The organism is [Actinomadura] parvosata subsp. kistnae (genome assembly GCF_900323885.1).
GTDB lineage: Bacteria > Actinomycetota > Actinomycetes > Streptosporangiales > Streptosporangiaceae > Nonomuraea > Nonomuraea composti.
The window spans coordinates 767,466-791,810 of sequence record NZ_OOHJ01000022.1; the positions used below are offsets into that span (position 1 = coordinate 767,466).

Consider the following 24,345-nt stretch of genomic DNA (forward strand, 5'->3'; position numbering starts at 1 on the left):
GTCAGGTGCCCCAGCGGCGGACGTTGGCGTTCTCCGCGTCCCGCATGATCTCGGTCGCGTCGTGCAGCGCGGGCCCGAAGCGCTGCATGGTGTCGCCCATGGTGACGACGGCCTCGTTCCACTGGCGCTTGGCGTCGAGGTAGACGTCCTTGGCCGAGCCCTCCCAGGTCTCCAGGACCTTCAGGTCGGTCTCGAGGTCGGTCAGCTCGCCGACGAGGTTGGCGTACGCGCGGCCCAGCTCGGCCGCGATCTCCTCCATCTCGTCGAAGTTGGCGAGGATGATGTCCGGGTTGCCGCTCATTCTGATCTCCCCTCCGGCTCAGCGGGCGGTGCCGTCGAGCGCGGACCTGAGTGCCGCGGCGACGTCGTTCGCCTGCGTGTTCGCCTCGGTGTACTGGATGCCGGTCGCCTTCAGGTTCTCCGCGATCGTGTTGAGCGCCTGGATGACCTTCGTGAACTGCGGGGTCCACTCGGTGAGCACCTGCGTGTAGACGCGGGCGGCGTCGCCCTGCCAGGACGCGCCGAGCGTCTCCGGGATCTGCTGGAGCCGGTTGCGGATCTGCTCGATGTTGCCGACCGCGAGCTGTGCCCGTTCGGCGGCGCTGTGCTGGCTGCCCTCGGCGTAGGTGGTCGGTTGGAATGCCACGGTGCACCTCTCGGATCTCGTGAACCCGGGTTCGTGAATTGCCGGATCAACGTAAACGGGCCGCGGGGGCCGGATCTACGATTTCAACTTTCCTGTAAATGTCGGGTCCGTCCCGGCGCGCCATCCTCGCCGCCTGGCTCTGGGCAGCATCAGCGCCAGGAACACCACCAGCGCGGTGACCCCGGCCGCGCCGGCGGTGATCGCGACGGCGATGGCGCGCCCGCGCTCGTCCTGGGCCGGCGCGCGGGCCAGCACGACGGCCCCGCCCTCCCCGGCAGCGTGGCTCTCCTGCGCGGCCGGGAGCACCGACGTGACGGCCTGCAACGGGTTGACCAGGCCGGCCCCCGTGCCCGCCGCGCCGCCGCCCTCGGCGGTCCGCTCCAGCCTGCGCTTGACCTGCCAGTGGTCCAGCTCGGGGTGCCTGGCCCTGACCAGGGCGGCCACGCCCGACACGAAGGGGGTGGCGAAGCTCGTGCCGTCCAGTCCCGTACGGTAGCCGCCGCCCGTCCACGCGCTCGTCACGCCCGCGCCCGGCGCGGTCACCGAGATGCGGGTCGCCGCGTTGGAGAACTCCGACTTCTTGCCGTCGGGCGAGGCGGCGCCGACCGCGATGACGCCCGGGTACTCGGCCGGGTAGGCGGGCGTCACGGCGCCGTCGTCCTGCTTGACGTTGCCGGCCGCGGCGACGATGACGGCGTCCTTGCCCTGCGCGTACGTCACCGCCGCCTTCAGCACGGGCGCGTCGTGTGCCTGCACCGACACGTTGATCACGTCCGCGCCGAGGTCGGCGGCCCGCCTGATGCCCTCGGCCAGCCGCGTCACGTCGCCGGAGGTACCCTCGGTCTGCTTGATCGAGACGATCTCCGCCGCCGGGGCGACGCCCAGGACGGGCACGCCGCGCGAGGTGAGGTCGCGCCCGGCGATGATGCCCGCCACCGCCGTGCCGTGGCCGACGCAGTCGCGCAGGTCCGTGCCCGTGAGGTCCACCTGCCGCGCGACCGCTCCGGCGAGCTGCGGGTGGGTGGCGTCGACGCCGCTGTCCACGACGGCCACCGTCACGCCCTCGCCCTTGGTCAGCCGCCACACCTGCTGGAAGCGCAGCCGCTCCTGCGGCCACGGCGTGCCGGTGACCTCGGCGACGCCGGGCTCGGGGTCGCAGGACACGATGCGGGTGGGGGCTGGGGACTGGGCTGGAGACTGGGACGGGGCGGGTGTGGGCGTCAGGGCCAGGAGGACGGCTGTCATGCCGGACCAGAGAACGGACACGTACGGAGTCTGCCGACATTTCCGTTTTGGGCGGCTCTCTTAGAAATATCTTGAAATGAGGATCCGGGCCGGAACGCGCCGGATAGGCATGGTGTCGGCATGTCCATCGACGTGGACGCGGAGTGTGAGCATGACGGCAGTGCCTGAGGCCGAAGGCGGCGACGCGCACGGCAACCCCAGACCGGGCCTCGGTCGTTCGATCGAGACGCGCGAGAAGATGATCGTCGCCGCAGAGGGTGACGTCGCGGGCAGCGAGCCGATTCCCCAGGTCGACGACACCCCGAACAGCATCGAGGACGCCTACTCCGACTTCATCCACAGCCACCGCGTCGGCGGCTATCCCCCCGAGCCGCCCCCCGCCCCGACACAGGCGGATCAGGACGCGCTGCTCGCCCGCAACCGGGTCGACCCCGGCACGGCGAAGAAGACCGCGTTCGTCAAGCTGGCGGAGTACGAGGACGCGGGCGGCCGGCCGCTGCCCTCCTCCCCCGTGGAGCGGCTGCGCCAGGACCTCCAGCGGCTGCAGGGCGAGGGCGGGCAGAGCCTCAAGGTCCACCTCCAGCGCGCCCGCCTCACCGAGAACCAGCTCGGCAAGTGGCAGGCCGCCCAGGACCTGCTCGCCACCACCGAACGGACGCAGACCACGCTGGGCCTGGCCATCGAGCGCGTCTACAGCGTGTACGCCGACATCGTCGAAGCGCTCGCCGCCACCGTGGACACCGCGAAGTCGGCCGACCGGACCGCCGCGAACGGCATCAAGAGGACCTGATGACGACGGGTTACTGGCAGGAACCACTCAAGGAGCAGAAGACCCCGCAGATCGACGGCACCCAGGTCCTGGACGGCGACCCGGAGAGCAGCGACGGCGTCTCCGCCCTCATCCAGAGCACCAAACCCGACGAGATCGTCGCGGCGGGAGGACACTACGGCGAGATCGCGCACATGTGCGAGCTGTCGGTGGACGCCCTGCACCGGGAGGCGGGCCGCATCGCGGAGACGCTCGGCGGCGAGTACCTCCAGCAGATCTTCGAGAAGATCGGCGAGCTGCAACGCGACCTCGCCCGCATCGCCTTCGCCGCCAAGTCGGTCAGCGTGCCTCTGGTCTGGTACGGGGATCAGGTCCTGCCCTGGTTCCACGACAACGTGCCCAGGACGGGCGAGGTCACCTTCCTCGGCCTCAGCGACCTGGACGACTGGGTCGGCGACAACGTCATGAACACCGACACCAACGCCCACGCCCTCGCCCGGCACCACCTGCAGCAGCTCAACCGGTTCATCGTGAACGTGTACGACGCCATCCCCCCTTACGTGGAGCAGCGGGCCGTGGCACCGCGAGGCGGCCTGGGCGACGTGTCCCTGCCGCAGGGGCCCGGCCTGCCGGGCGGGCTCACGGGCGGGCCAGGCGGTCTGGTCGGCGACCCGTACGCGGGCTCCGGCCTGGGCTCCCCGTACGGCGGAACACCGGACCTCGGCGGCCCGACCGGCCTCGACCCCTCCATCCCTTCGGCCCCTTCCGCCCCCTCCACTCCTTCCGATCCGGACGTTCCGAACCTCCAGGATCCGTCTCTGCAGAACCCCTCCCTTCGGGACCCCTCCCTCCAAGATCCTTCGCTCTCGGCCCCCTCCCTGCAGAACCCCCCGAGCACCCCGTCCCTGCAGAACCCCTCCCTCAACACTCCGCAGACCCCCACCACGAACCTGTCCGGCCTCCCCCAGACGACCCTCCCGCCCACGACCGTGCCCGCCCACCCGGTGACCGGCGGCCCCGGCGTCTCGCCCGGCAGCGCGTCGGCCACCCCGTTCACCGGCAACACCCCCGGCCCGGGGAACGCCGGAGCCATGGGGCCGAACGGCATGCCGATGGGCGGCATGTACCCGCCGGGCACCGGGGCCGCGGGGCAGGAGCGCGAGCGGGAGCGGGTCAAGCTGCCGCTGGTCGAGTACGACGCGTTCGCGAGCGATGACCTGGGCGGCGAGTCCGTGATCGCATGACCGTGACCACCGAGCGGGTCCGCGGCTACGAGCTGCTGGAACAGACCGGCCAGGACGGCCCCTGGGCCGTGCACCGCGCCCGCCGCACGTCCGCGGACGGCGGGGAGGTGCTGGTCAAAACGCTCGCGTGCCGCCGCGTGGACAAGCGCGCCCTCAAGCGGATCATGCGCGGCCTCGCCTTCCCCGAGGAGCTGGCCGCACACCCGGGCGTGATCCCGGTGTTGGAGGTGGGCGCGACCGGGGACGGGCGCCCGTACCTGGTGACGCCGCCGCACGAGGGCCTCACCCTGGCCGAACGCCCGGGACGCGGCCGGCCCATGCCCCTGGAGCAGGCGACCGGGCTGCTGCGCGCCGTGGCGCGGGTCGTCGCGGCCACGCACGCGGTGGGCGGGGCGCACGGACGCGTCAAGCCCGAGAACGTCGTCATGACGGCCGGCGGGGTGGTGCTGACCGGGTTCGCCATGTCGGCGCTGATGTCCATCGTCGAGCTGCCCGACGGGACACCGCCCTCGGTGCACGCCTCCCCCGAGGAGCTGGAGGGGCACCCGCCGGTGCCGGCCTCGGACGTGTACGCGCTGGGGTCGATGGCGTACGAACTGCTCGCGGGACGGCCCGCGTTCCCCCTGGACGGGCCGGGCAGCACGGCCCGCTTCGTGCTCGGAGTCCTGACCGAGACCCCGCCCCCACTTCCCTCCTCGGTGCCACCGGACCTGGCCCGCATCCTGTCCAAGGCCATGTCCAAGGACCCGGCCGCCCGCCCCACCGCCGACGAGCTGGCCGCCGCCGCCCGCACGTCCACGCGCGGCCCGGACGTGAGCGGCCCCCGCCTCTCCCCAGCCGGAACGCCCGCCGCCCACCTCCCACCCACCGACCTCAGCCACCCCTCAACACCCCTGCCTCCGACCGGCAGACCCGCACCACAGCTCCCAACCGATGGGCCCGCGCCGCAGCTCCCGGCCGGTGGGCCCGCACCGGGACTTCCGACCGGCGGGCCCGCACCGCAGCTCCCGGCCGGTGGGCCCGCACCGGGACTTCCGACCGGCGGGCCCGCACCACAGCCCCCGGCCGGCGGGCCCGGCGGGCCCGCACCGCAGCCGCCGCTTGGTGAGGCCGGGCGGCAGGTGGCGACCGGTGGGTCCGTGCCGCAGGAGGGGTCCGGGCCGCGTGAGCTGGTGTGGACCGTGGACCCGGACCGATCCCAGGTCAGACCCCCGGCGGGCCCCCGCCCGTTCCTCCCGCCCGCCCCCGAGGCCGCCCCTCACCCAGCGACGCCGCAACAGGCCGCCAAGAAGGGCAGCAAGGTGCCGCTGGTGGTGGCGGGCGTGTCGGCGCTGGCCGTGCTCGTGGGCGTGGGCAGCGTGGCCCTGGCGATGCACGGCGCCGCCAACACCACGACCACCGCCCAGAACCAGGCCGCCGACACCCAGCCCGGCGACGGCAGCGGCAACGGAACCACCGACGGAACGGGCGACGGCGCGGCCAATACGACCGGCGACCAGGGCGGCGACGGTGCGTCCGACGGAACCGGCCACGGGACCGGCGACGGCGCGACCGACACGACGGGTGACCAGACCGCCGACGCGCCGACCGGTGCACCAACCGGGGCCGACCAGAGCCCGCAGCCATCGGCCGGCCCCACCGCATCCTCCGACCCCACCGCGTCCTCGGGCGCCACTACATCACCCGGCCCCGCGGCCTCCCCACCACCCGCCACCCTCCGCACCACGAACCCGGCGACAGTCGCCGCATACCGCCCGAAAAGCCTCAAGCTGGTGGCCGACAACGGGGCCACGGTGACGCTGTCCTGGAAGGCCGTCCGCAAGAACGACTACCCCACGATCATCCAGCAGTCGCCGGGCGACCGCCTGATGACGGCGCCGAGCGGCAGCACCACCTACACGATCGGCGGCCTGGACGCGGCCACCGGCTACTGCTTCAAGGTCGGCACCGTGGTCACCCTGGGCCAGCCGTCCTCGGTGGCATGGTCGTCCGCGCTGTGCATCAGGGGAGCGGCGGAGACAGGCCAGGACGACGAGGTACAGCCGCCGATCGTGCTCCCCCTGGCCACCCCGCCGACCGCGCCACCAGCGCAGGGCTAGTCACCGGAACCACCGAACCAAGGCCGATCACCGGAGCAAGGCTGGCCACCGGAGCAGGGCCGATCACCGGAGCAAGGCTGGCCACCGGAGCAGGGCCGATCACCGGAGCAAGGCTGGCCACCGGAGCAGGGCCGGTCACCGGAGCAGGGACAGCGGCGACAACCTCCGTACTAGTCGGCGCGTCACCGGCACCCGCCGCCTGACCAGCGCGTCCACGGCGGCGTGCTGCCGCCAGGCGAGGTCCGCGTCGGCCTGGTCGACGGGTGCGGCGCCGAACGTGGTGAGGTTTGCGAGGTCGGCGAGCACCGTCAGCGGCTCCCGCGCCTCAGGCCCCAGCTCCGCCTCCGCCCGGGACGCCACCTCCCGCGCGGTCAACGCCCCGGACGACACCGCGACCCCCGCCCGGCGCAGCCGCGCCACGGTCTGTCGCCACGCCCCCGCCACGCGCGCGCCGGGCGACGCGGCCCGCCGCGCCCGAACCCGCCTCACCACCGGCACCACTCCGACCGCGAGCAGGTAGAACACCACCAGAGCAGCCGGCACGACCAGCCACAGAAGCATCAGCCCCCCGGAGCCAGGCCGCGGCTGTGGGGTCGGGGTGGACCGGCCGGTGGGCGTCTTGGCCGGCTTGGGCTCGGAGGAGTCGCTGTTGATCGCCTGCTCGATCTCCCTGGCCTGCTTCGGCGCCCCCTCGGCCACGTCCCCACCCTCGCCGGCCCGCGTACGGGACGGCGTCGGATAGAACGGCACCCACCCGATCCCATCGAACGCGACCTCAGCCCAAGCCAGCACATCCCCGCCCCGCACCTGCCGCACCCCACCGTCGGCCACAGCACTGGCAGCACCATCGGCCACCGCGATGCCTGCACCACCGCGAGCGCCGGCCACAGCGCCAGCCGGAGCGTCGGCAGCACCACCAGCGGCACCGCCAGCCGCATCCCCCGCCAGACCGTCGGCAGGCCCGTGGGCCGCCCCGCTGGTGGCGCCGCTGATCGCAGCGCCGGTCGGGCCCTTGGGTGCGGCGGCGATCGGGTCGCCGGGGCGGAAGCCGACGACGATGCGGGTCGGCAGGCCGATCGAGCGGGCCAGCAGCGCGAACGACGCCGCGAACTGCTCGGTCGTCCCCCGCTTCGACTCCGTCAGGAAGAACTCGATGCTGCGGTACCCGTGTCCGGGCGGCGCGTTGACGTCGTTCACGGCGAGCTTGCGCAGGAACGCGGCCAGCCGGGCGGCCTGCTGCGCCGGGTTGCGCGCCCCGGCCGTGGCGCGGCGGGCGAGATCGCGCAGGCGGGCACGCTGCGGCGGCGTACGCCCGTCGGGCCCATCGGGCAGCCGCAGCGCGGCGGGGTCGGCGGCGGGGGTCGCGTCGCGCAGCTCCTCGGCCGTGTACCGGCGGATCCCCGACGTCACCTGGTACGTCATCCCTTCACGCGCCCGCGCGCCGGCCAGCGCGCCCGTGGCCGGATCGACGACGAGTCCGGGCCCGGTCGCTCGCACGGGCCGGTCGGCGGCGGGCAACCACGGCCCGGGCAGCTTCTGCAGCGTGAACCGCTGCTCGACGATGTCCCGCCGCTCATCGGCCGGGTCCTGCTGTCCGGGGGTGTCACGCTCCCCCGCCGCCTCCGGCACCCGGCCGCCCGTAGGTACGAATCCGGCGCTCGACGTCCAGCTCACCCCGTCGAACGTGTCGAGGACGGCCAGCCGCAGGTTCGCCTCCGACGTGGTGCTGACCGTGAACAGCTCGCGCTGCGGGTTCTGCAGCCAGGCCGACACCTGGTCGAGCGCGCTCACGCCGCTCATCGGGCGCGGCGGCGGCTGCTCCACCAGCTCGCGCACATCGTACGGACGACCGGCCACGGGCAGCACCGGCCCTGCGAGCACACCCACCAGCACCAGGACGGCCAGCATCGGCACCCCGGCCGCGAACGACCCGGGCGACCGGCCCGACCGCACCAGCGCCAGCAGCAGCACCAGCCCGGCGAACACCGCCGCGTACGGCACCGCGCTGCCCGCCCCCACGACGCCGAACACGATCGCGACGGCCAGCACCGGCAGCGCGGCGAGCGCGGGCAGCAGCACCGCCCTCGACCTGAGCGCCAGCTCCGCCCCCGCCGTGGTGGCGGCCCAGACCAGGAAGCTGACCAGCACGACGGCCGTGCTGTCCGGGGCGGCGGGCAGGATCGTGGTCAGCAGCTGCCCGCCCGCGTCCCGCACGCCGACCAGCGCGGCCCGCACGGCGGCCGGGCTCGGCACGAACCCCAGCCACGCCTCCGCCCTGAACAGCGTCGCCGACACCGCCGTCAACCACGCCAGCACGCTGACGGGGATCGCCCCCCAGAGCGGCACCCTCCCGGCGAGCAGCAACGCCACCACCCCGGGCCCTCCGGCCGCCACCGCCACGACCGGCCACAACGCCTCCAGGGCGAACACCCCATCGAACGCCAGCCCGGCCGCCGCCCCCAACAACACCACAACGCCAACGGCCACCAACCGCCGCACGGGCGACTCGACCGGAAGCACGGACGGCACCTCACCCCCCGACCGCCCCCTCGGCCCACCCCGCCCGGACCCGCCGCTTGCGGATGCGGCACCTTGAGACGCGCCGCTGCCGGACGCGACGCCTCCCGACGTGGCGCCATGGGATGCGACGCCTCCCGACGTGGCGCCATGGGATGCGACGCCTCCCGACGTGGCGCCATGGGATGCGACGCCTCCCGACGTGGCGCCATGGGATGCGACGCCTCCCGACGTGGCGCCATGGGATGCGACGCCTCCCGACGTGGCGCCATGGGGTGCGACGCCTCCGGACGCCGCATCCCCGGCCGCGCTCCGAACCGTTCCGGCGAAGGAGCCCGCACCGGGCGCTGCCGCGGGCGCCGAGCCGGCGGCGGCTGAGCGCGCGTGGAGCGGGTTGGTGAGCGGCGAGCCGTCGGAGGCGAAGCCGTCGGGGCCCGAACCGGCGTGCCGTGCCCCGGCGAGCGGCGAGCCGCCCAGCGACGCGGCACCGCTCGCCGGACCGCCGGTGCGTCGGCCAGCCGGTGACGGGCCGGCGGGGGGTGGGGTCAGTGTGGCCATGATGCCGCCAGGTCGGCCAGATCGCCCACCTCGACCACCGTCACCCCCGCCGCCCGCGGCACCGGCCCCTCCCCCGCGTCCCCCACCCGTACGAACACCACCTGGTCGAAGCGTCGCCGCACCGCCGCAGCGTCGGCCAGGGCCGTGAAGGAGCCGCTGACGAGTACGAGCGCGCCACCGCCGCGCACCCGCCGCAACGCGTGCAGTGGTGGTTCGGCGGTGGCGGAGCGGTTCACGGTGGCGAGCCGGTCGAGGACGTCCTCGTCCTCTCCGGGGCCTCCGGTGGCGTGGGCGATCTCGCCTTCCCCCGTGAGGACCCGCACGGGGAAGCGGTCGCGGGTGACGGCGCAGGCGGCGGAGGCCACGACGTCCACGGCGAGCTCGAACTCGTCGTCCCCTTCGTAGGACGACGGCCGGGTGTCGAGGACGGTGACGGTGTCGGGGAGGTTGACGTCGGTGAGTTCCTTCACCATGAGGACGCCGGTGCGCGCGGTCGAGCGCCAGTGCACGTGCCGGAGTTCGTCGCCGATGACGTATTCGCGCAGCCCGTTGAAGCTGCTGGCCCCGGCGGGCGCGGAGCGGGAGGCGAGGCCGTCGAGGTGGCGGCGGCGGCCGGAGTGGAGCGGGGTGAGGGGGACGGTGCGGGGCCGTACGAGGAGGAGGTCGGTGCGGCCGTAGGCGAGGGAGCGCCGGGCGAGCCCGAACGGGTCGGCGCGGTCGAGCAGCAGCGGCCCCACGGGGGTGGGGCCGCGGCGGCGGGTGGGCAGCCGGTAGGAGACGGTGCGCGCGGTGTGCCGGGCGAGCGCGGGCACGTCGACGGTGACGGTGGTGTCGCGGCAGGTGTCGCGGGCGACGAGGCCGGAGTGCCGCCACCGGCCGGTGTTGCGTACGTGCAGGATGGCCACGGCGGGCTCGCCGCGGGTCACCTTCATGGGGGTGACCTCGCGCCGCACCTCCAGCCGGGCGCCGCGCAGCGTCCACAGTGCGCCGGCGCCGACGGCGGCGAGCCCGGCGGCGGCGAGGACCGCCGACTGGGTGTATCCGAACGGCGCGCCGGCGGCGTAGACGAGCACGGAGGCGACCGCGAGCCCCCACCCGGACCTGGTGATCATTCGCATTCCCAGAGCGGGGCCGCCGGGAAGCCCCCCTTCGGGGTGGCCATCATGACGTCGTTGATCCAGCCGTTGCCGTACTGGGTCTCGACCTTGTTCCAGACGTCGCTGCTCTGGCCGTTGTAGGTGTCGGTGTAGGCGGCGCCCTTCTGCTGGCAGAGCACGGTCACGGTGATGTACTGGTCTTTCGGGATCTTGCCTGCCTCCCCGCTGGGGCTGGGCCCCGGGCGGATGATGGTGTTGGTGTCGCCGTTGTTGGCGTTCTGGAACTGGGCGGGCGGCGGGCGCAGGTCGGCGGTGGCCTCGGCGCGGTCCTGGCTCTCGCCGGCCTCGTTCTTGGCGCGCAGGGTCCACGTGTACGACTGGCCGTTCTTGAGCCCGGTCACCTCGGCGCTGGTGCCGTCCGGCTGGGCCGGGTGGGTGCCGGGGCCTTCGAGGAGGTACGTGACGCCGTTCTGGGCGTTGTCCGGGGCGGACCAGGTCAGGTCGGCGCCGTGGTTCTTGCCCTTGGCGGTGAAGCTCGCGGGCCGGCCGGGGGCGACGCAGGGGCGGACGGGGATGGTGGAGGCGGAGGGCACCTCGCCGCCGTCGTACTGGGCGGCGACCTGGAACGTGTACTCCTGCCCGCAGCTCCCGCCGGTGACCTTGAACTGGTAGGGGCCGTCGCGGTCGACGCGGGACGGGGTGACGTCGGCCCCACCGGGCGCGCCCTTGAGCGTGTAGCCGGTGACGCCCTCGCTCTGCCCCGACGGCGTGAAGACGATCTCCATGTAGCCGGGCCCGGACTTGGCGGTGACGGACGCGGGCGGCTCGGGCTTCGGAGGCGTCGGGGTGGGGGTCGGGGTTTCCGAGCGCGTGGGCGTCGGTGTGGGGGTGGGCGTGGGGGTGGCGGTGACGGTCACCGTCGGCCTCGGGGTCTTGGTCCGCGTCGGTACGGACGTCGGCGTCCCCGTCGGTTGCCTGCCCTTGGTGGGCACGATCGTCGGCTGCACCACGGTCGGCGTATAGGTGGGGATCGGCAGGGGTGTGGGCGAGTCCTTCTGGCCCACGGCCTCGTCGTACTTGCCGACCCGGTGCCCCCTGCCGTCCTGCTCGATGACCAGGGCGGTCTCGCTGAACTGGTCGTTGACCCAGAGCAGCCCGTCCTTGACGAACACCTCCAGCGGCCCGGCCTTGCCGGTGACGACCTTGTCGGCCTCGAACTGCTTGGCCACCGTGTCGTACACGATGAGCTTGCCCGTGCTCTCGTCGGCGATGTAGACGCGCCGCCCGAGCGCCTGCGGCGCGCCGAGCTTGCCGCCCTTCACCGACACGGTGGTCAGCGCGCCGGTGCCGGTGTCGACGAGGACGAGCGCGTGCTGCTTGGGCGCCAGCATCGGCACCACCTGGCTCTCGGCGACGGCGGGGACGAGCAGGCCGGCGCGGCCGGCGTCCGTCACCGTGCTCGGCAGGCTGACCTGGAGGCGGGTGCCGGTGGCGCCGATGACGAGGGCGGAGGCGGCGGCGGAGTTGGTGACGAGGGGGACGCCGCTCGCCATCGTCAGCGTGAGCGGGTCGCCCGGCTCGCCGACGGTGACGGCCTTGCCCTGCTGGGCGCCGTTGACCTGGACGAGCGTGCCCTCCTCGGGCACCGGCACCCACAGCGTGCCGTTCTTGTCGATGCCGGCCGCGCCGAGCGGCGGCTTCAGCGCGATGGGCGCGCCGATCGTGTCCACGGTGAGCGGGTCGAGCTGCTGCACGGTGCCGGCGCGCGGGTCGATCCCGTACGCCTTGCCGGCCCCCATCACGATCTGCATGCCGCCGGCGCCGAGCGAGCCTGTCTGGGCGACCTCCAGCTGGGTGGGGTCGATGCGGCTGACCTTGCCGGTGGACTCGTCCATGACCAGCACGGTGTCGCCGTCCTGGACCACCTTGAGCTCCTGCCCGCCGGCGGAGGCCAGGTCCACCCGGGCGTCCACCTGCCCGGACAGGCCGTTGGCATGCACGACCTCGCCGTTGAGGGCGCTGGCCAGCCAGGCGCCGACGTCGGAGAGCTTGGGGCGGGCGCTGGAGACGCCCGTGCCCAGGAACAGCCCGACTCCCACCAGCGCGGCGACCAGCACCCCCGCGACGATCCCCGTCGCCCGCCGTGCCGCCGCGCTCCGCCACCGAAGGGCCACCGATTCACATCCCCGGAAAATGCGTGCGCATACGTGTCCGCGGACGACATTAGGGCGCGCCGCGGCGGTCCCGGCCGTTCTTCAAAAAACCGCGAAATGTCCGGCTCAGGGCGCGTGCCGGTGCCGCTCTTCGAGAGCCTGGAGCTGCTCGTCCATGGACGCCTCGAACGCCTCCATCAGCCCGGCGAACCGCTCGTCGTCGAGGTCGTCCTGCCGGGTGCCGGGGCCCGCCATGATGGTGTCCACCTGGCGGGCGGCGTCGTCGTGCGCCTCCTGGGCGGCCCGCAGCACGGCCTCGGCCAGCTTCTGCGCGTCCAGGCGCAGGGCACGCGGCGCGAGCGTGACGTCCATGAGCCGCCCGGACGCGGCGGCCGTCACGCGCACCTGCCCGTCGGCGGCCTCGCCGCGGCCGACGACGACGTCGATCTCGCCCTTGAGCCGCTCGACGTGGACCAGCATCTCCTCGGCCCGCGCCGTGATCCGTTCCAGGTCCTCGGGGTAGAAGTCGCTCACCGAACCTCCTGTCGCTGTTGCCGGGAGCGTACGGGTTGATGCTGTCATTTCGGAAAAATTCGAAGCATGCCGCTATGGGGCGACGGCCAGCAGGGCGAAGCGGCGGGCGGTGGCCTTGAAAGGGCGGCCGCGGGTCACGTCGTCGTGGATCGCGCGCAGCCGGTCCTCGTACGCGGCCGGCTCGAAGCCCGGCACCTGCCACGCCACGGCCCGCAGGAACAGCACGAGCGCGCCCACGTCGTGGAAGACAGTGGTGAAGGTCCCCTCCTCGCTCCACACGATCTCCAGGCCGAGGTCGGCGCTCGCGCGGGCGAGGTCCCAGTCACGGTGCGGGTGCGGGGGGCCGCCGAGGGCGGTGTTGATCTCCTCCAGGTCGCGGCCCGCCACCTGCTGCGTGAGGTACGTGCCGCCCGGGGCGAGCAGGCGGCGCAGCTCGGCCGGGTCGTAGGGCGAGTGGCGGTTGAGGACGAGGTCGAAGGAGGCGCCGGGGAAGGCACGCGGGTCGGCGGCGACCTCGACCCCCAGGGGTTCCAGGCGGGCGCGGGCGATCGGCAGGTTCGGCGGGTGGCCCTCGGTGGCCGCCGTGCGCGGGGGCAGCGGGGTCAGGGACGACAGCAGCTCGCCACCGCCCGTGCCCAGGTCGAGGAGGGCGGCGGCGGTGGGCAGGCGCTCGCGGGCCAGGCGCTCGTAGTCCCAGGGCAGCGTGCCGTCGTAGGTGACGCGGCCGCGCAGGTGGGAGAAGTCCCAGCCCTCGAACGGGGTGGCCCATGCCTCGGCGATCAGGTGCTCGAAGTCCATGCCAGTGATCATTCAGGACGGGGACGGCGGCCCGCATCGCAATAAATCACCCCCGTGGCGGGGTGCTCTCCCGCAGGACGACGTGCCCGTCAGGCGGGGTCTCCTCCTCCTGGCCGCCGTCCGGCAATCGCCGCCTGCCGAGCCGCACGGCGGATGACTCCTGTCATGCGGAGTGGGTGACACCCGCGACTGCCCCGGAGCGGCCCCGGTCGAGGATGCTGGCGGCATGAAGAGACGAGTGTCCGGAAAGAAAACTTCTCGCCGCCGCGCGTTCGCCGCGCTGGCGCTCGCCGCCCTGCTCGGCCCTCTGCTCGGAGGCGTGTCGCCCGCGCAGGCCGGCACCCCATCCTTAGGAGGCCGGGCGGCCGGCGCGGGTGACGGGCTCGACCGGCGGGCGCTGCGGCAGGCGCTGGACGCCGTGCGCGAGGCCGGCATGTACGGCATCTACTCCGAGGTACGCGCCGGCGCCCAGACCTGGCAGGGCGCCTCCGGCGTCGCGGACGTCGCCACGGGCCGCCCCGTCAAGCCCGGCATGCTGCACCGGGTCGGCAGCATCACCAAGACGTTCACCTCGGTGGCCGTGCTCCAGCAGGTCGCCCGCGGCGCCGTCGAGCTGGACGCCCCGATCGGCCGCTACCTGCCGGACGTGGTGCCGGGCGAGCGCGGCCAGAAGATCACCGTACGGATGTTGCTCAACCACACGAGCCACATCGCCGACCACGTGCTGCCGGCGTTCCCGTCGCTGGCGCAGCCGTCGCCGCAGAGCATCGACGACAACCGCTTCCGCGTCTTCACCCGCGAGGAGCTGGTCCGGCTCGCCCTCGACGCCGCGCCCACGGGCGAGCCCGGCGCCACGCCGGGCATCTACTCCAACACGAACTACCTGATCGCCGGCCTGCTCCTGGAGAGAGTGACGGGCACGAACGCGGAGGAGTACATCACCCGCAACGTCATCCGCCGGGCGGGGCTGCGGCACACGTCGTTCCCGCGCACGCCGCACATCCCCGGCCCGCACTCCAAGGCGTACGAGTCGTTGTACGGCTACATCGACCCGCCCCGCGACTACAGCGTCTACAGCCCGACGTGGATCACGACGGCGGGCTCGATCGTCTCCACGGTGGACGACCTCAACCGCTTCTACCGGGCGCTGCTGCGCGGCGAGCTGATCGGCCCGGCCGAGCTGGCCGAGATGAAGAGGACGGTGCCGGTGCTGGCGGGCGGCGTGCTGAACTACGGCCTCGGCCTCTACTACTTCGACCTGCCCTGCGGCCGGTTCTGGGGGCACAGCGGCAGCGTCTTCGGCATGGGCACGGACTCGATGACCAGCGAGGACGGCACCCGCCAGGTCTCCATCGGGGTCAACCGCGCCAAGTACCAGTCCATCGACGAGAACGGCGCCATCGTCCTGCACCCGATCGACTACGCCAGCGGCGCGTACTTCCTGCTGGCGGCCTGCGGCGAGAGCGCCGCGGCGACGGCCGACGCCAGGGTGGCGCTGCCGCCGTACGTCCCGTTCGCCGTGGACCGGGTGCCGGTGCGGCGCTGAGGTGTGGTCCTGATCACCTCCGGTGTGTGGATTCCTGCACAGATGATCGCTTGAGGTCTCCGTAATGTCCCTGCTGCCGGAACGAACCCCGGCAGCACCGACATGGGGGAGGAAACCCGATCATGCGTAAGACCCTCGCGATCGCCGCTCTGGCCGGCTCGATGGCCGTCACCGGCCTGGCGCTCAGCCCGGCCGCCGCCCAGGCCGCCACGCCCGCCACCACCACCGCTGCGAGCACGGTCACGGTCGTCAAATGGGGCAAGTTCTTCTCCAGCGACCGCAAGGCCTACACCTATGGCAAGACGTGGGCCTCGCACGGCAAGGTGTTCACGAAGTGGTACGGCGTGGACCGTCCCGGCGGCAAGAAGGGCTGGGTGTGGTTCGAGTACTACCAGAACGGCTCGTGGCACAAGTTCAACAAGTCGTGGGACGGCGAGGTCGTCGGCGCCTGGAGCGGCAAGGGGATCAAGAAGGTCTACACCTTCACCTGCTGGGCCGGGAAGTTCGACAACTGCGGCAAGAAGTACCGCATCTACTGATCAGAGGTGGGGCGGGGCTGAGGCGGTGGGGGCCTCAGCCCCGTTCTCATGCCCGGACGTCCGTGCTCACCGCTCGCCCTGGCGCACGCCGGCCCGCCACACGCCGGCGATGGCGCGGGTGGCGGTGATGTCGGTGGTCGGGTCGCCGTCCACGAGCAGCAGGTCGGCGCGCAGGCCGGGCGCGATCCGGCCCCGGTCGGCGAGCCCGAAGCAGCGCGCGGTGACGCTGGTCGCGGCGGCCAGCGCCTGCTCGGGCGTGAGGCCCGCCTCCGTCAGGAGCAGCAGCTCGCGGTGGAAGGCCGCCCCGTGCACGGGCCCGAACGAGGTCGCGTCCGTGCCCGCCAGCACCGGCACGCCGGCCCGCAGCAGCGCGGCCGCGGCGTGCGCGGCGTTGACCACCCCGGCCGGGTGCATGGGGATGTCGCCGAGCTCCGGACCGCCGGGATTCTGATGGAAGGTGGCCTTCGAGCGGTCCGACATCCGCGCGGCGATCCGCGGGTCGCGCAGCAGCTCGCCGCCGCCGGTGCCGCCGGTGACCGCCTCGATGTAGACGATCGTGCTGACGACGAACGCCCCGTACGAGGCGATCCTCGCCGCGGTCTCCTCGGCCGCCTCCGCCGGCACGTCGGAGTAGAGGTGCGCCAGCCCGTCCACCCCGGCGTCGAGCGCGATCAGCGCCTCCCTGGCGGTCACGGTGTGGGCGATGACCTTGAGGCCGGCGGCGTGCCCGGCCTCCACCAGGACGGCGGCGAGCTCGGGGCTGAGGACGGGCAGGCTCAGGCCGGACGCGGAGCCGTCATCGACGGCGATCTTCAGGTAGTCGGCGCCCTCCGCGAGCCGGGCCTCGACGAACGCCTTCGCCTGCCCGGCGTCGGCGACCGTGTCGAGCCCCGTGTCGCTGCCGAGGGCGCGCAGCAGGTCGGGGGTCATGATCTGGGTGGGGTGCCCGCCGGGCGCGGTGGCGATCATGCCGGAGCCGCGCAGGTCCGCGACGTCGTCGCGCTCGGCGGCCAGGCGGCGCTGGGCGGCGAGGATGGGCGGCAGGTTGTTCAGGTCCAGCTCCGTGGTGACGCCGAATCTGAGCGCTTCGGCCAGGTCGCCGTCGAAGGCGTGCGTGTGGGCGTCGATGAGGCCGGGCAGCAGGGTCCTGCCGGCGCCGTCCACCTCCACGTCCGCTTCCACGTCTCCGGGTTCGGCGATGCGGTCGCCGTCGATCAGCACGTCGGCGCCGGGCACGGTCCGCTCGCCGTCGAAGACGCGGACGTTCCGGATCAAGGTACGCATGGTTCTCCCCAAGTGGAGTAGTTTGACGTCAAACTAGCTTTAGACCGAATAGTACGACATCAAACTACAGGGAGGGGCCGCCGCCCGCGCCGGGCGGCGGCCCCCAAAGGTGGATCAGTGGGAGAACGCCTGGAACTCCGCCGCCCTGACGTGTTCCCTGGCCGGGCTGGCCGTCGCGCAGTCCGTCGCCGAGTTCGGGTCGTTGTCCTGCTCGCCGGCGTAGCGCGGGTTGCCGGTGCACTGCGTGGTCAGCGCCCGCAGCATCAGGTGCGTGGCGCTGGTGGCGCGCACGTCGAACGACTTGATCAGCATGTCGGCGCCCCGGGGCCGGGGCAGCGTGGTGTCGAACGCGTCCGCCCTGCTGGTGTAGATCTTCGTGAAGCTCGCCGGGTCCGCGCAGTTCGCGCTGCAGGCCAGCACCTCGAACGAGCGCAGGCTGGAGAAGCGGTTCTGCGTGCCCGGGTCGGCCGCGTCGGCGCCGGGCCGCAGCATGGCGCTCACCTGCACCCTGCGGATCTTGACCGGTTCGTCGCCCGCGAGGTCCACGACGACCGACTTGCCGGCCGGCGCGCCCGTACGGGAGGCCCAGTTCGTGGCCTCGGTCTCGTCGATCAGCCGTGCCTGGTTGACGCCGTCGCCCGTCGCGGTCGCGCCGTTCGCCGCCGAGGCGTGATTGCGCGGCAGGGCCAGCGGGAGCGGCAGCCGCACGCCGGGGACGACCGCGTACTTCAGCCGCTTGTGGCCGAAGCCGGCGCCCACGACGAGGAAGTCGTACAGGCCGGGGGTCATCTCGACCGTGTCGCCGAGCTCGGTCGCCGGGTCGGTGTCGGCGACCGGGACGGCGCGGCCCTCGTAGTCGCCCACGTACAGCCGCAGCGCCGCGCCCTTCGCCTCGCCCAGCGGCTTGAGCTGCAGGGAGCCGTTCCGGCCCGCCGGGTTGACGAAGCTCGGCACCGGGTCGGCGTCGCCGGGCCCGTTGCTCGTCGCGCCCTCGCCGAGGCCGTGCTCGGCGAACGCGCGCCACATGATGTCCTGGTTCGCGCCGCCGAAGCGGATCGCGTCGGCGGCCAGCAGCGCGTCACGGTGATCGACGTAGTCGACCGCGCCCGAGGCCATCAGCAGCAGCGCGTCGAACGAGAGCTGCGCCCAGCGCCGGTTGCCCGGGCACTTGTCCACGGGCGTCTTCCCCTCGGCGCACGAGCGCTGCAGCCTGGCCGTGCCCTGGCCGTACCGCTTGACGAAGCCCGCCCGCACGTCGAACTGCGTGGCCGACCAGATCTCGCCGTCGGCGTGCACCTGCGTGCCGACGATGTCGTAGCCGAGGTCGCTGTAGTTGAGCGGCGACTTCGACATGTCGTAGTTCCTGATGCCGCGCGACCGGTCCCCGGTGACGTAGCCGCCCGTCACGTACGGGGTGTCGCCCGCCGGGCGGGTGCCGTACTCGAAGAGCTGCTCCATGGAGAACAAATCGGAGGTGCTCTCGTTCATGGCCCCGGCCTGGGCGCCGCTCCAGCCGGCGTTCGGCCCGCCGATCATGCGGCCGGAGATGGCGTGCGTGTACTCGTGCCCGATGACCGACATGTCGTAGTCGCCGTCCACGCAGGGCGAGTAGAACGCCCCGGCGATCGGCTGCCACAGGTACATGTTCGTGATCGGCGCCACCCCGTCGGGGCCGGTGATCTGGTTGGCGTTGTCGCGGACGGACAGCACCCGCGCCCCGGCCTGGGCGTTGCCCTGCTCGGGGTCGTTGCCGAGGCCGCCGCGCCCGCCGTTGTCGGCCTGCATGTTCCAGGCGGTCTCGGTGAAGCCGAGGCGGTACGACCAGTCGTGCATGCGGTTGTGCATCGCGTTCAGGTTGGCGATGGCGGCTTCGAGGTCGGCCTCGCCCGGCTGGTCGAACACGGCCGGGTCGCACTTGACCTCGTGCCAGGTGTTCTTCCACGGGTAGACGTAGTTCCTGCTCGGCGTGAGCACGTTCGAGCGGGTGCCGACCGTGAACGGGTCGCCGCTGGCCCGGTTCTCGAAGGTCCTGGCCGCGTTGCCGAAGCTGGTGAACGTGGGCTCGTTCGTCACGTGGTCGACGTCCCACGGCTTGCCGGCCGCCGGGTCGCCGCCGATCACGTAGTCACAGCCGGCGGCGGGCGCCTGGCACCAGATCTGGCGGGTGTCCTCGGCGGAGTAGTCGCCGGACGGGTTGGACGGGAAGGCCGCCCAGCGCGGGTTGTCCGGGTCGAAGTCGTGGTCGACCAGGTTCTCGCGGGTGATGACGGCGCCGGTGACCGCGTCCACCTGCGTGGTGTAGCCCGCCTCGGCGCCCTGAGCCCCGCCGATCAGCACCACCTGGTACGCGCTGTGCACGCCGTCCGGCGCGGGTACCGCCACCGGCGTGGCCTGCTTGGTGATCGCCGAGGCGAGGTCGATGCCGCCGTCCCTGGCCGCGACCTCCATGGCCTGCTGCGCGGTGATGCGGGCGGCGGGCGGCGCCTCGGTGGAGCGTGACAGGGAGGAGGTGACGTGCCTGACCTGGCCGCCGGACACGCCGATGGCGACGAGACCGTCCACGCCGGCCGGCAGGTCGCCGAAGCGCTGCCGCAGCAGCACGGCGGCGCCCGCGCCGATCGGGTTGACCGCGACCGTCTCCAGCGCGTCCACGGCCTCGGCCGTCAGCCCGAAGACGGCCTGGTTGTCCTTGAGATAGGCGCGCGCCGCCTGGACGGGGTCGCTGCCCAGGCCCTCGGCGAGCGGTTCGGCGCCGACGATGGCGGCCGGGGTGCCGAGAGCGTTCCAGCGGATCTTGCCGGCGGAGCCGGCGAGGCGCAGGCCGGCCGGGGGCGGCACCCGGCCCTGCCGGTTGTCCACATCCGGCTTGCCGGAATTTTCCGCCTGGAAGTCGTGGAGCTCGGGGGCCTGCCCGCCGGGTTCGCCCCGGGCGGCCCCCGCGAGGGGCAGGACCGACGCTGTGAGCGCGGTGACGATGAGCGTGCTGCGTAACCAGGACGTGGTCGACACGTTTTCCCTCCTGCGTGCCAGGGATGCGCAGGTTTCGCGCATCTCGCAAGAGGTAACACCGGTTTCTAAGGCTGACAAGATCTTGTAAAACCGGAAATATCAGCGTATAAGCCGAAGATAAGTGGCCGAGGGCGTGCTCGAAGAGGTCGGTCAGCGCCGGGCGGCGCACCGCGATGAGCGCGTCCGCGTCGGGGTGCTCCAGCACGAACGTGACGATCGCCCGCGGCGAGCGTCTCCAGCAGCACCCGGGCGCGCTGCCACAGGAGCGTGCCGGGCACCAGCGCGAGCAGCGCGTAACCCTCGGGGTCGCTCAGCCGGGCGCGCCGGTGGAGCTCCGCGTCGTCCCATACCGGCTCGCCGCCCCTGGACAGCTCCAGCGGCACATCATGCGTCCGGAAATGGGGGAGAAGAGGTGGGGTGTCCACGGAATTCGAGTTCAAGAATGACGAATGAGAAAGGACACCGATTTTCCGGCGCCACGTATTAACAAGCGCCTGCTTTCAGAATGCGGCGGCGTTTCAGCGGGCGGCGAGCGTGCGGACGGCGAAGTCGATGGTGGCGGCCAGCCGCTCCGGGTCGTGACCGGCGCGCTCGCGCACGCGCAGGCCGAGCACGGTGGTGAAGAGCAGGTCCACGGCGGCGTCCACGTCGAGGTCGGCGGGCAGCTCGCCGTCGCGGCAGCCGCGCCGCAGCACCGCTTCCAGCGCTTTCCTGGTGACGTCGAACGCCGCCTCGGTGCGCCGCCGGATGTCGGGGTCGTCGGCGCCGAGCTCGGTGGCGGTGTTGACGACGAGGCAGCCGCGCCCGGCCTCGTCGCCGACCATGCAGATCAGCCACTCGCGCAGGACCTCGCGCACCGGCCCCGCCCGCTCCAGCAGCTCTTCCGCCTGGGAGGTCTCGGTGGCCCGGTAGTGGTCGAGGGCGCGCAGGAAGAGGCCGCGCTTGTCGTGGAAGGTGCGATAGAGGCTGCTCTGGGTGAGCCGCAGCTCGGTGCCCAGGTCACGGACGGAGGTGGCGGTGTAGCCGCGCCGCCAGAACAGCTCGGTCGCCCTGGCCACCACGTCCTGCTCGTCGAACTCCCTCGGCCGTGCCATGCCAGCACCCTACCGCAGTTGTGGAGCGATCGCTCCCGTATTAGGGTGAGCCGCCGTACGGGAGCGATCGCTCCCAAATAGCTGGTGAGGAGACCTCATGACGACGACCCGTGCCACGGAGCCGGACGCGCCGCCCAGGAGCCGCTGGGCGGCGGTGGTCATGGTGACGGTGGCGACGTTCCTGGTGGTGACCGCCGAGCAGCTGCCCATCGGGCTGCTCACCTCCGTCGGCAGCGCGCTGTCGGTCTCGGAGGGCACGGCGGGGCTGATGGTGACACTGCCCAGCCTCATCGCCGCCGTCGCGGCGCCCGTGGTGCCCGTGCTGGCCGGGCGGATGGACCGGCGGCTGCTGCTGATCGGGCTGGTCGCGCTGACCGCGCTCGCCGGGCTGTGCTCCGCCCTCGCGCCGACGTACCCGCTGCTGCTGGCCGCCCGCGCGGTGGTCGGCGTGGCGATCGGCGGGTTCTGGGCCATCGCCGGCGGGCTGGCCGTGCGGCTCGTCGCCCCGGCGCACGTGCCGCGCGCCACCGCGCTCATCTTCGGCGGCGTTGGCACCGCGAACGTGCTCGGCGTCCCCATCGGCACCGTGATCGGCGAGCTGGCCGGCTGGCGGGCGGCGTTCGGGGCGCTCGGCGGGCTCGGGCTCGTCGCCTTCCTCGGGCTGCTCGCGATCCTGCCGCCGCTGGCCGCCACCCGGCCGGTCGGGCTGCGCCACCTCGCCGACCAGCTCCGCAACCCGGGCGTGCGGGCCGGGATCGTGGCCACGTTCCTCATCGTGGTCGGGCACTTCGCGGCCTACACCTACATCAGCCCCGTCTTGCAGGACCTGTCCGGGATCGGCGCGGCGCTCGTCGGGCCGCTGCTGTTCGGCTTCGGGCTGGCGGGCATCGCGGGCAACTTCGCGGCGGGCGCGGCGGTGGCCCGCCGGCCGCACCGGACGGTGCTCGTCATCGTCGCCGCCCTGGCCCTGATCGTGCTGCTCTACCCGCTCGCCGGCGGCACGCCTGTCGGGGGGATCGTGCTGCTGGCCGGGTGGGGGCTGGCGTTCGGCGGGGTGTCGGTCAGCCTGCAGACCTGGATGATCAAGGCGGCGCCGCAGGCGGTGGAGGCGGCCTCGGCGCTGTGGGTGGCGGTGTTCAACCTCGCGATCGGGCTCGGCTCGCTGGCCGGCGGCACGATCGTGAACGCCGTCACGCTCCGGGGCGACCTGTGGGCGGCGGGCGGCCTCCTCGTCCTGGCCGGGGCGGCGGTTTGGACCGCCCGCCGGAACCCTAACCTGAGGTGACGACGGCGGGCTCCGCCACTCCCCCGCCACCGGCCGCTCGGGTGAGCCCGGCCCCGGCCGCTGCCTGTGGGGCCACGCGGTCGGCCCAGGGGGTGATGACCTCCTCCAGGCTCGGGAGCTGGGACTCCAGCACGGCCAGGCCGGGGGTGGGCACGGTGGCGCCCAGCTCCACCAGCAGCGGGCGCAGGTGCACCTCCACCGCCAGCGCGTGCTTGGCGTCCCCCATCACGAGCAGCGGCAGCGCCGCCTTGCCCGCCAGCGCCTGCGGCGGCAGCCGGTCGAGGAACGCCTTGAGCAGCCCCGTGTACGTGCCCTTGTAGGTGGGGCTGGCCACCACCAGCACGCTCGCCTCCCGCACCAGCTCCAGCGCCACCTCCACCTGGGGGGACGCGCCGGGCGCGAGCAGGTGCGGCCCGAGCGCCGCCAGGTCCACCACCTCGTACGGCTCCGCTCCATCGGCTCCCCGGCCGAACCCGTGACCGGCCCGCTCCAGCCGCCGCCCGACGGCGCGGGCGGCCTCGACGGCCACGGTCAGCGTCCTGGAGCCTTCCCTGGGGTTGCCGACCAGCGCGACGACGCTCATCGGGCCACCCCCAGCCGGCCCCACGCCCAGCGCCTCTCGACCGTCTCGTCCGTGTCGTCCGGCACCCAGTCCTCCTCGGCCTCGTCGTCGGGCAGGTCGTACCAGTGGACGTCACCCTCGTACTCGCGCCACTCAGCCATCATGCTCAGGCCGCCACCTTTCGTCCCCGTGCCGCCGCGATCGCGTCGCGCAGCAGCCGTCCCACGTGCCGGCGCGGGTTGCCCGCGCGGGCGCGCACGTCCACGATCTCCTTGATCCGTCCAGGCCCCGGGGTCATCACGGCGACCCGCCGCCCGACCCGCACCGCCTCGCCGACGTCGTGCGTGGCGAGGACGGCGGTGCTGCCGGTGCGCTTCACGATTCGTACGAACTCATCCCCCACCCACTCCCGCGTGCGCCGGTCCAGCCCCGCGAACGGCTCGTCCATGAGCAGCACCCCCGGCGCGAAGGCGAGGCTGCGGGCCAGCGCCACGAGCTCCCGCCGGCCGGCGGACAGCTCCTGCGGATAACACTCCTCATATCCGGACATCCCCACAAGAGCGAGTAGTTCACGCGCTCGCTCCCGTTTCGTCCCAGCGTCGCCTTCCAGTCCGAACTCCACGTTGCCGAGCGCCGTGCGCCAGGGGAACAGCGTGTACTGCTGCACCACCACGCCCCGGTCGAGCGCGGGGCCGGTGACGGGGGCGCCGCCGATGCGGATCTCGCCGGTGGTCGGCTCGGTGAGGCCGGCGATGAGGGCGAAGAGGGTGGACTTGCCGCAACCGCTGGGGCCGACGAGGGTGAGCAGCTCGCCCGCGCGCACGTCCAGGTCGAGCTCGGACAGCGCGGTGTGCGGCCGATCGCCGTGGAACGTCTTGCTCACCTTCCTGAGGCTGAGATGGAGGCCCATGCGTACGAAGGTACGAGCCCCCAGGGCATGAAGTCAACATTTCCTACAGGATAACTAGAGAATTGGCCGATAGTCTCGATCCGTCATGCCGCCGACCAGCGAAGGAGCGTTTTGAGATGATCTTCATTACCGCGAAGTTCCGCGTCCTGCCCGAGCACGCCGACCGCTGGCCGGAGATCACCGCCGCCTTCACCGCGGCCACCCGCGCCGAGCCCGGCTGCCTGTGGTTCGACTGGTCGCGCAGCCTCGACGACCCGAACGAGTACGTCCTCGTGGAGGCGTTCAGGGACGGCGAGGCGGGCGCGGCGCACGTGCAGTCGGCCCACTTCAAGCAGGCCCAGCAGGAGCTGCCCCAGCACCTCGCCGAGACGCCGCGCATCGTCAACACCACCCTCGACCAGGACGACTGGTCCGAGCTGGGCGAGATGGCCGTGCCGAAGGGCTGACCCCGACGGG

General features: G+C 73.2%; 21 protein-coding genes. 7 read left to right on the forward strand and 14 right to left on the reverse strand.

Annotated elements, in window-relative coordinates; all coding sequences use genetic code 11:
* Position 1: 1 nt before the first annotated feature.
* The 3 genes from KIS93_RS46250 to mycP all read right to left on the reverse strand — a co-directional run bounded on the left by KIS93_RS46250 (position 2) and on the right by mycP (position 1,912).
* A complete protein-coding gene (locus KIS93_RS46250; protein ID WP_080041649.1) occupies positions 2-301 on the reverse strand; it encodes a WXG100 family type VII secretion target in 300 nt (99 codons plus the stop codon).
* An 18-nt stretch (positions 302-319) separates the two neighbouring features.
* Positions 320-646: a WXG100 family type VII secretion target gene (locus KIS93_RS46255; RefSeq protein WP_168017471.1), complete on the reverse strand. Its 327-nt coding sequence runs from the start codon at positions 644-646 to the stop codon at positions 320-322.
* Between the two features lie 75 nt (positions 647-721).
* Positions 722-1,912: a type VII secretion-associated serine protease mycosin gene (gene mycP / locus KIS93_RS46260; protein ID WP_080041651.1), complete on the reverse strand. Its 1,191-nt coding sequence runs from the start codon at positions 1,910-1,912 to the stop codon at positions 722-724.
* A 130-nt stretch (positions 1,913-2,042) separates the two neighbouring features.
* On the opposite strand from mycP, the gene KIS93_RS46265 reads away from it, so the two are divergent.
* The 3 genes from KIS93_RS46265 to KIS93_RS46275 are packed head-to-tail and all read left to right on the forward strand — an operon-like array spanning position 2,043 to position 6,003.
* On the forward strand, positions 2,043-2,681 hold the full coding sequence (locus KIS93_RS46265) for a hypothetical protein (protein ID WP_186404820.1): 639 nt from the start codon (positions 2,043-2,045) through the stop codon (positions 2,679-2,681).
* A complete protein-coding gene (locus tag KIS93_RS46270; protein ID WP_080041653.1) occupies positions 2,681-3,904 on the forward strand; it encodes a hypothetical protein in 1,224 nt (407 codons plus the stop codon). The genes KIS93_RS46265 and KIS93_RS46270 overlap by 1 nt, the downstream gene beginning before the upstream one ends.
* The gene (locus KIS93_RS46275) at positions 3,901-6,003 is read left to right on the forward strand and encodes a protein kinase domain-containing protein (protein ID WP_186404821.1); all 2,103 of its coding nucleotides are present in this window, start codon (positions 3,901-3,903) and stop codon (positions 6,001-6,003) included. Before KIS93_RS46270 ends, KIS93_RS46275 begins: the two co-directional genes overlap by 4 nt.
* 135 nt (positions 6,004-6,138) lie before the next feature.
* Here KIS93_RS46275 and KIS93_RS46280 read toward each other — a convergent pair whose 3' ends face one another.
* The 5 genes from KIS93_RS46280 to KIS93_RS46300 form a co-directional block, all read right to left on the reverse strand.
* Positions 6,139-8,523, reverse strand: coding sequence for a transglutaminase TgpA family protein (locus KIS93_RS46280; RefSeq protein ID WP_155128306.1), 2,385 nt, complete (start codon positions 8,521-8,523; stop codon positions 6,139-6,141).
* Positions 8,524-9,065: 542 nt separating this feature from the next.
* Complete coding sequence (locus KIS93_RS46285; protein WP_155128308.1) at positions 9,066-10,190, reverse strand: DUF58 domain-containing protein; 1,125 nt, start codon at positions 10,188-10,190, stop codon at positions 9,066-9,068.
* Positions 10,187-12,349: a hypothetical protein gene (locus tag KIS93_RS46290; RefSeq protein ID WP_155128310.1), complete on the reverse strand. Its 2,163-nt coding sequence runs from the start codon at positions 12,347-12,349 to the stop codon at positions 10,187-10,189. The genes KIS93_RS46285 and KIS93_RS46290 overlap by 4 nt, the downstream gene beginning before the upstream one ends.
* Before the next feature lie 105 nt (positions 12,350-12,454).
* On the reverse strand, positions 12,455-12,862 hold the full coding sequence (locus tag KIS93_RS46295) for a YbaB/EbfC family nucleoid-associated protein (protein ID WP_186404822.1): 408 nt from the start codon (positions 12,860-12,862) through the stop codon (positions 12,455-12,457).
* Positions 12,863-12,934: 72 nt separating this feature from the next.
* Positions 12,935-13,660, reverse strand: a complete 726-nt coding sequence (locus KIS93_RS46300; protein ID WP_080041659.1) for a class I SAM-dependent methyltransferase — start codon at positions 13,658-13,660, stop codon at positions 12,935-12,937.
* A gap of 226 nt (positions 13,661-13,886) precedes the next feature.
* Between KIS93_RS46300 and KIS93_RS46305 the strand changes: the two genes are divergently transcribed.
* Positions 13,887-15,206, forward strand: a complete 1,320-nt coding sequence (locus KIS93_RS46305) for a serine hydrolase domain-containing protein (protein ID WP_080041660.1) — start codon at positions 13,887-13,889, stop codon at positions 15,204-15,206.
* A gap of 122 nt (positions 15,207-15,328) precedes the next feature.
* Positions 15,329-15,745, forward strand: coding sequence for a hypothetical protein (locus tag KIS93_RS46310; RefSeq protein ID WP_080041661.1), 417 nt, complete (start codon positions 15,329-15,331; stop codon positions 15,743-15,745).
* Between the two features lie 66 nt (positions 15,746-15,811).
* On the opposite strand, the gene KIS93_RS46315 is transcribed toward KIS93_RS46310, so the two are convergent.
* The 3 genes from KIS93_RS46315 to KIS93_RS46325 form a co-directional block, all read right to left on the reverse strand.
* On the reverse strand, positions 15,812-17,029 hold the full coding sequence (locus tag KIS93_RS46315; RefSeq protein ID WP_080041662.1) for an amidohydrolase family protein: 1,218 nt from the start codon (positions 17,027-17,029) through the stop codon (positions 15,812-15,814).
* 114 nt (positions 17,030-17,143) lie between these two features.
* Positions 17,144-20,038 carry a M36 family metallopeptidase gene (locus KIS93_RS46320; protein WP_246005467.1) on the reverse strand — a complete coding sequence of 965 codons (2,895 nt, stop codon included), beginning with the start codon at positions 20,036-20,038 and terminating at the stop codon, positions 17,144-17,146.
* A gap of 518 nt (positions 20,039-20,556) precedes the next feature.
* Positions 20,557-21,132 carry a TetR/AcrR family transcriptional regulator gene (locus tag KIS93_RS46325; RefSeq protein ID WP_080041665.1) on the reverse strand — a complete coding sequence of 192 codons (576 nt, stop codon included), beginning with the start codon at positions 21,130-21,132 and terminating at the stop codon, positions 20,557-20,559.
* A gap of 97 nt (positions 21,133-21,229) precedes the next feature.
* On the opposite strand from KIS93_RS46325, the gene KIS93_RS46330 reads away from it, so the two are divergent.
* Positions 21,230-22,417: an MFS transporter gene (locus tag KIS93_RS46330; protein WP_080041666.1), complete on the forward strand. Its 1,188-nt coding sequence runs from the start codon at positions 21,230-21,232 to the stop codon at positions 22,415-22,417.
* Here the strand turns inward: KIS93_RS46330 and KIS93_RS46335 are convergent.
* Genes KIS93_RS46335 through KIS93_RS46345 form a run of 3 tightly spaced genes read right to left on the reverse strand, consistent with a single transcriptional unit; the run spans position 22,404 to position 23,889 of the window.
* A complete protein-coding gene (locus KIS93_RS46335) occupies positions 22,404-23,000 on the reverse strand; it encodes an NADPH-dependent FMN reductase (protein ID WP_080041667.1) in 597 nt (198 codons plus the stop codon). The two genes, KIS93_RS46330 and KIS93_RS46335, sit on opposite strands and share 14 nt — an antisense overlap.
* Positions 22,997-23,143, reverse strand: coding sequence for a hypothetical protein (locus KIS93_RS46340; protein WP_155128312.1), 147 nt, complete (start codon positions 23,141-23,143; stop codon positions 22,997-22,999). Before KIS93_RS46340 ends, KIS93_RS46335 begins: the two co-directional genes overlap by 4 nt.
* A 2-nt stretch (positions 23,144-23,145) precedes the next feature.
* Positions 23,146-23,889 (reverse strand): ABC transporter ATP-binding protein, encoded by a 744-nt coding sequence (locus tag KIS93_RS46345; protein ID WP_080041668.1) that lies wholly within the window; start codon positions 23,887-23,889, stop codon positions 23,146-23,148.
* Between the two features lie 116 nt (positions 23,890-24,005).
* Here KIS93_RS46345 and KIS93_RS46350 point away from each other — a divergent pair, with 116 nt between their 5' ends.
* Positions 24,006-24,335: a putative quinol monooxygenase gene (locus KIS93_RS46350; RefSeq protein WP_080041669.1), complete on the forward strand. Its 330-nt coding sequence runs from the start codon at positions 24,006-24,008 to the stop codon at positions 24,333-24,335.
* The last annotated feature ends 10 nt before the right edge of the window (positions 24,336-24,345 follow it).

What these genes read in the sequence shown, in the direction of transcription:
- KIS93_RS46250 (WP_080041649.1), bottom strand. Translation starts at nt 301, where the DNA reads ATGAGCGGCAACCCGGACATCATCCTCGCCAACTTCGACGAGATGGAG.
- KIS93_RS46265 (WP_186404820.1), top strand. Translation starts at nt 2,043, where the DNA reads ATGACGGCAGTGCCTGAGGCCGAAGGCGGCGACGCGCACGGCAACCCC.
- KIS93_RS46270 (WP_080041653.1), top strand. Translation starts at nt 2,681, where the DNA reads ATGACGACGGGTTACTGGCAGGAACCACTCAAGGAGCAGAAGACCCCG.
- KIS93_RS46275 (WP_186404821.1), top strand. Translation starts at nt 3,901, where the DNA reads ATGACCGTGACCACCGAGCGGGTCCGCGGCTACGAGCTGCTGGAACAG.
- KIS93_RS46285 (WP_155128308.1), bottom strand. Translation starts at nt 10,190, where the DNA reads ATGATCACCAGGTCCGGGTGGGGGCTCGCGGTCGCCTCCGTGCTCGTC.
- KIS93_RS46300 (WP_080041659.1), bottom strand. Translation starts at nt 13,660, where the DNA reads ATGGACTTCGAGCACCTGATCGCCGAGGCATGGGCCACCCCGTTCGAG.
- KIS93_RS46305 (WP_080041660.1), top strand. Translation starts at nt 13,887, where the DNA reads ATGAAGAGACGAGTGTCCGGAAAGAAAACTTCTCGCCGCCGCGCGTTC.
- KIS93_RS46310 (WP_080041661.1), top strand. Translation starts at nt 15,329, where the DNA reads ATGCGTAAGACCCTCGCGATCGCCGCTCTGGCCGGCTCGATGGCCGTC.
- KIS93_RS46315 (WP_080041662.1), bottom strand. Translation starts at nt 17,029, where the DNA reads ATGCGTACCTTGATCCGGAACGTCCGCGTCTTCGACGGCGAGCGGACC.
- KIS93_RS46325 (WP_080041665.1), bottom strand. Translation starts at nt 21,132, where the DNA reads ATGGCACGGCCGAGGGAGTTCGACGAGCAGGACGTGGTGGCCAGGGCG.
- KIS93_RS46330 (WP_080041666.1), top strand. Translation starts at nt 21,230, where the DNA reads ATGACGACGACCCGTGCCACGGAGCCGGACGCGCCGCCCAGGAGCCGC.
- KIS93_RS46335 (WP_080041667.1), bottom strand. Translation starts at nt 23,000, where the DNA reads ATGAGCGTCGTCGCGCTGGTCGGCAACCCCAGGGAAGGCTCCAGGACG.
- KIS93_RS46340 (WP_155128312.1), bottom strand. Translation starts at nt 23,143, where the DNA reads ATGATGGCTGAGTGGCGCGAGTACGAGGGTGACGTCCACTGGTACGAC.
- KIS93_RS46345 (WP_080041668.1), bottom strand. Translation starts at nt 23,889, where the DNA reads ATGGGCCTCCATCTCAGCCTCAGGAAGGTGAGCAAGACGTTCCACGGC.
- KIS93_RS46350 (WP_080041669.1), top strand. Translation starts at nt 24,006, where the DNA reads ATGATCTTCATTACCGCGAAGTTCCGCGTCCTGCCCGAGCACGCCGAC.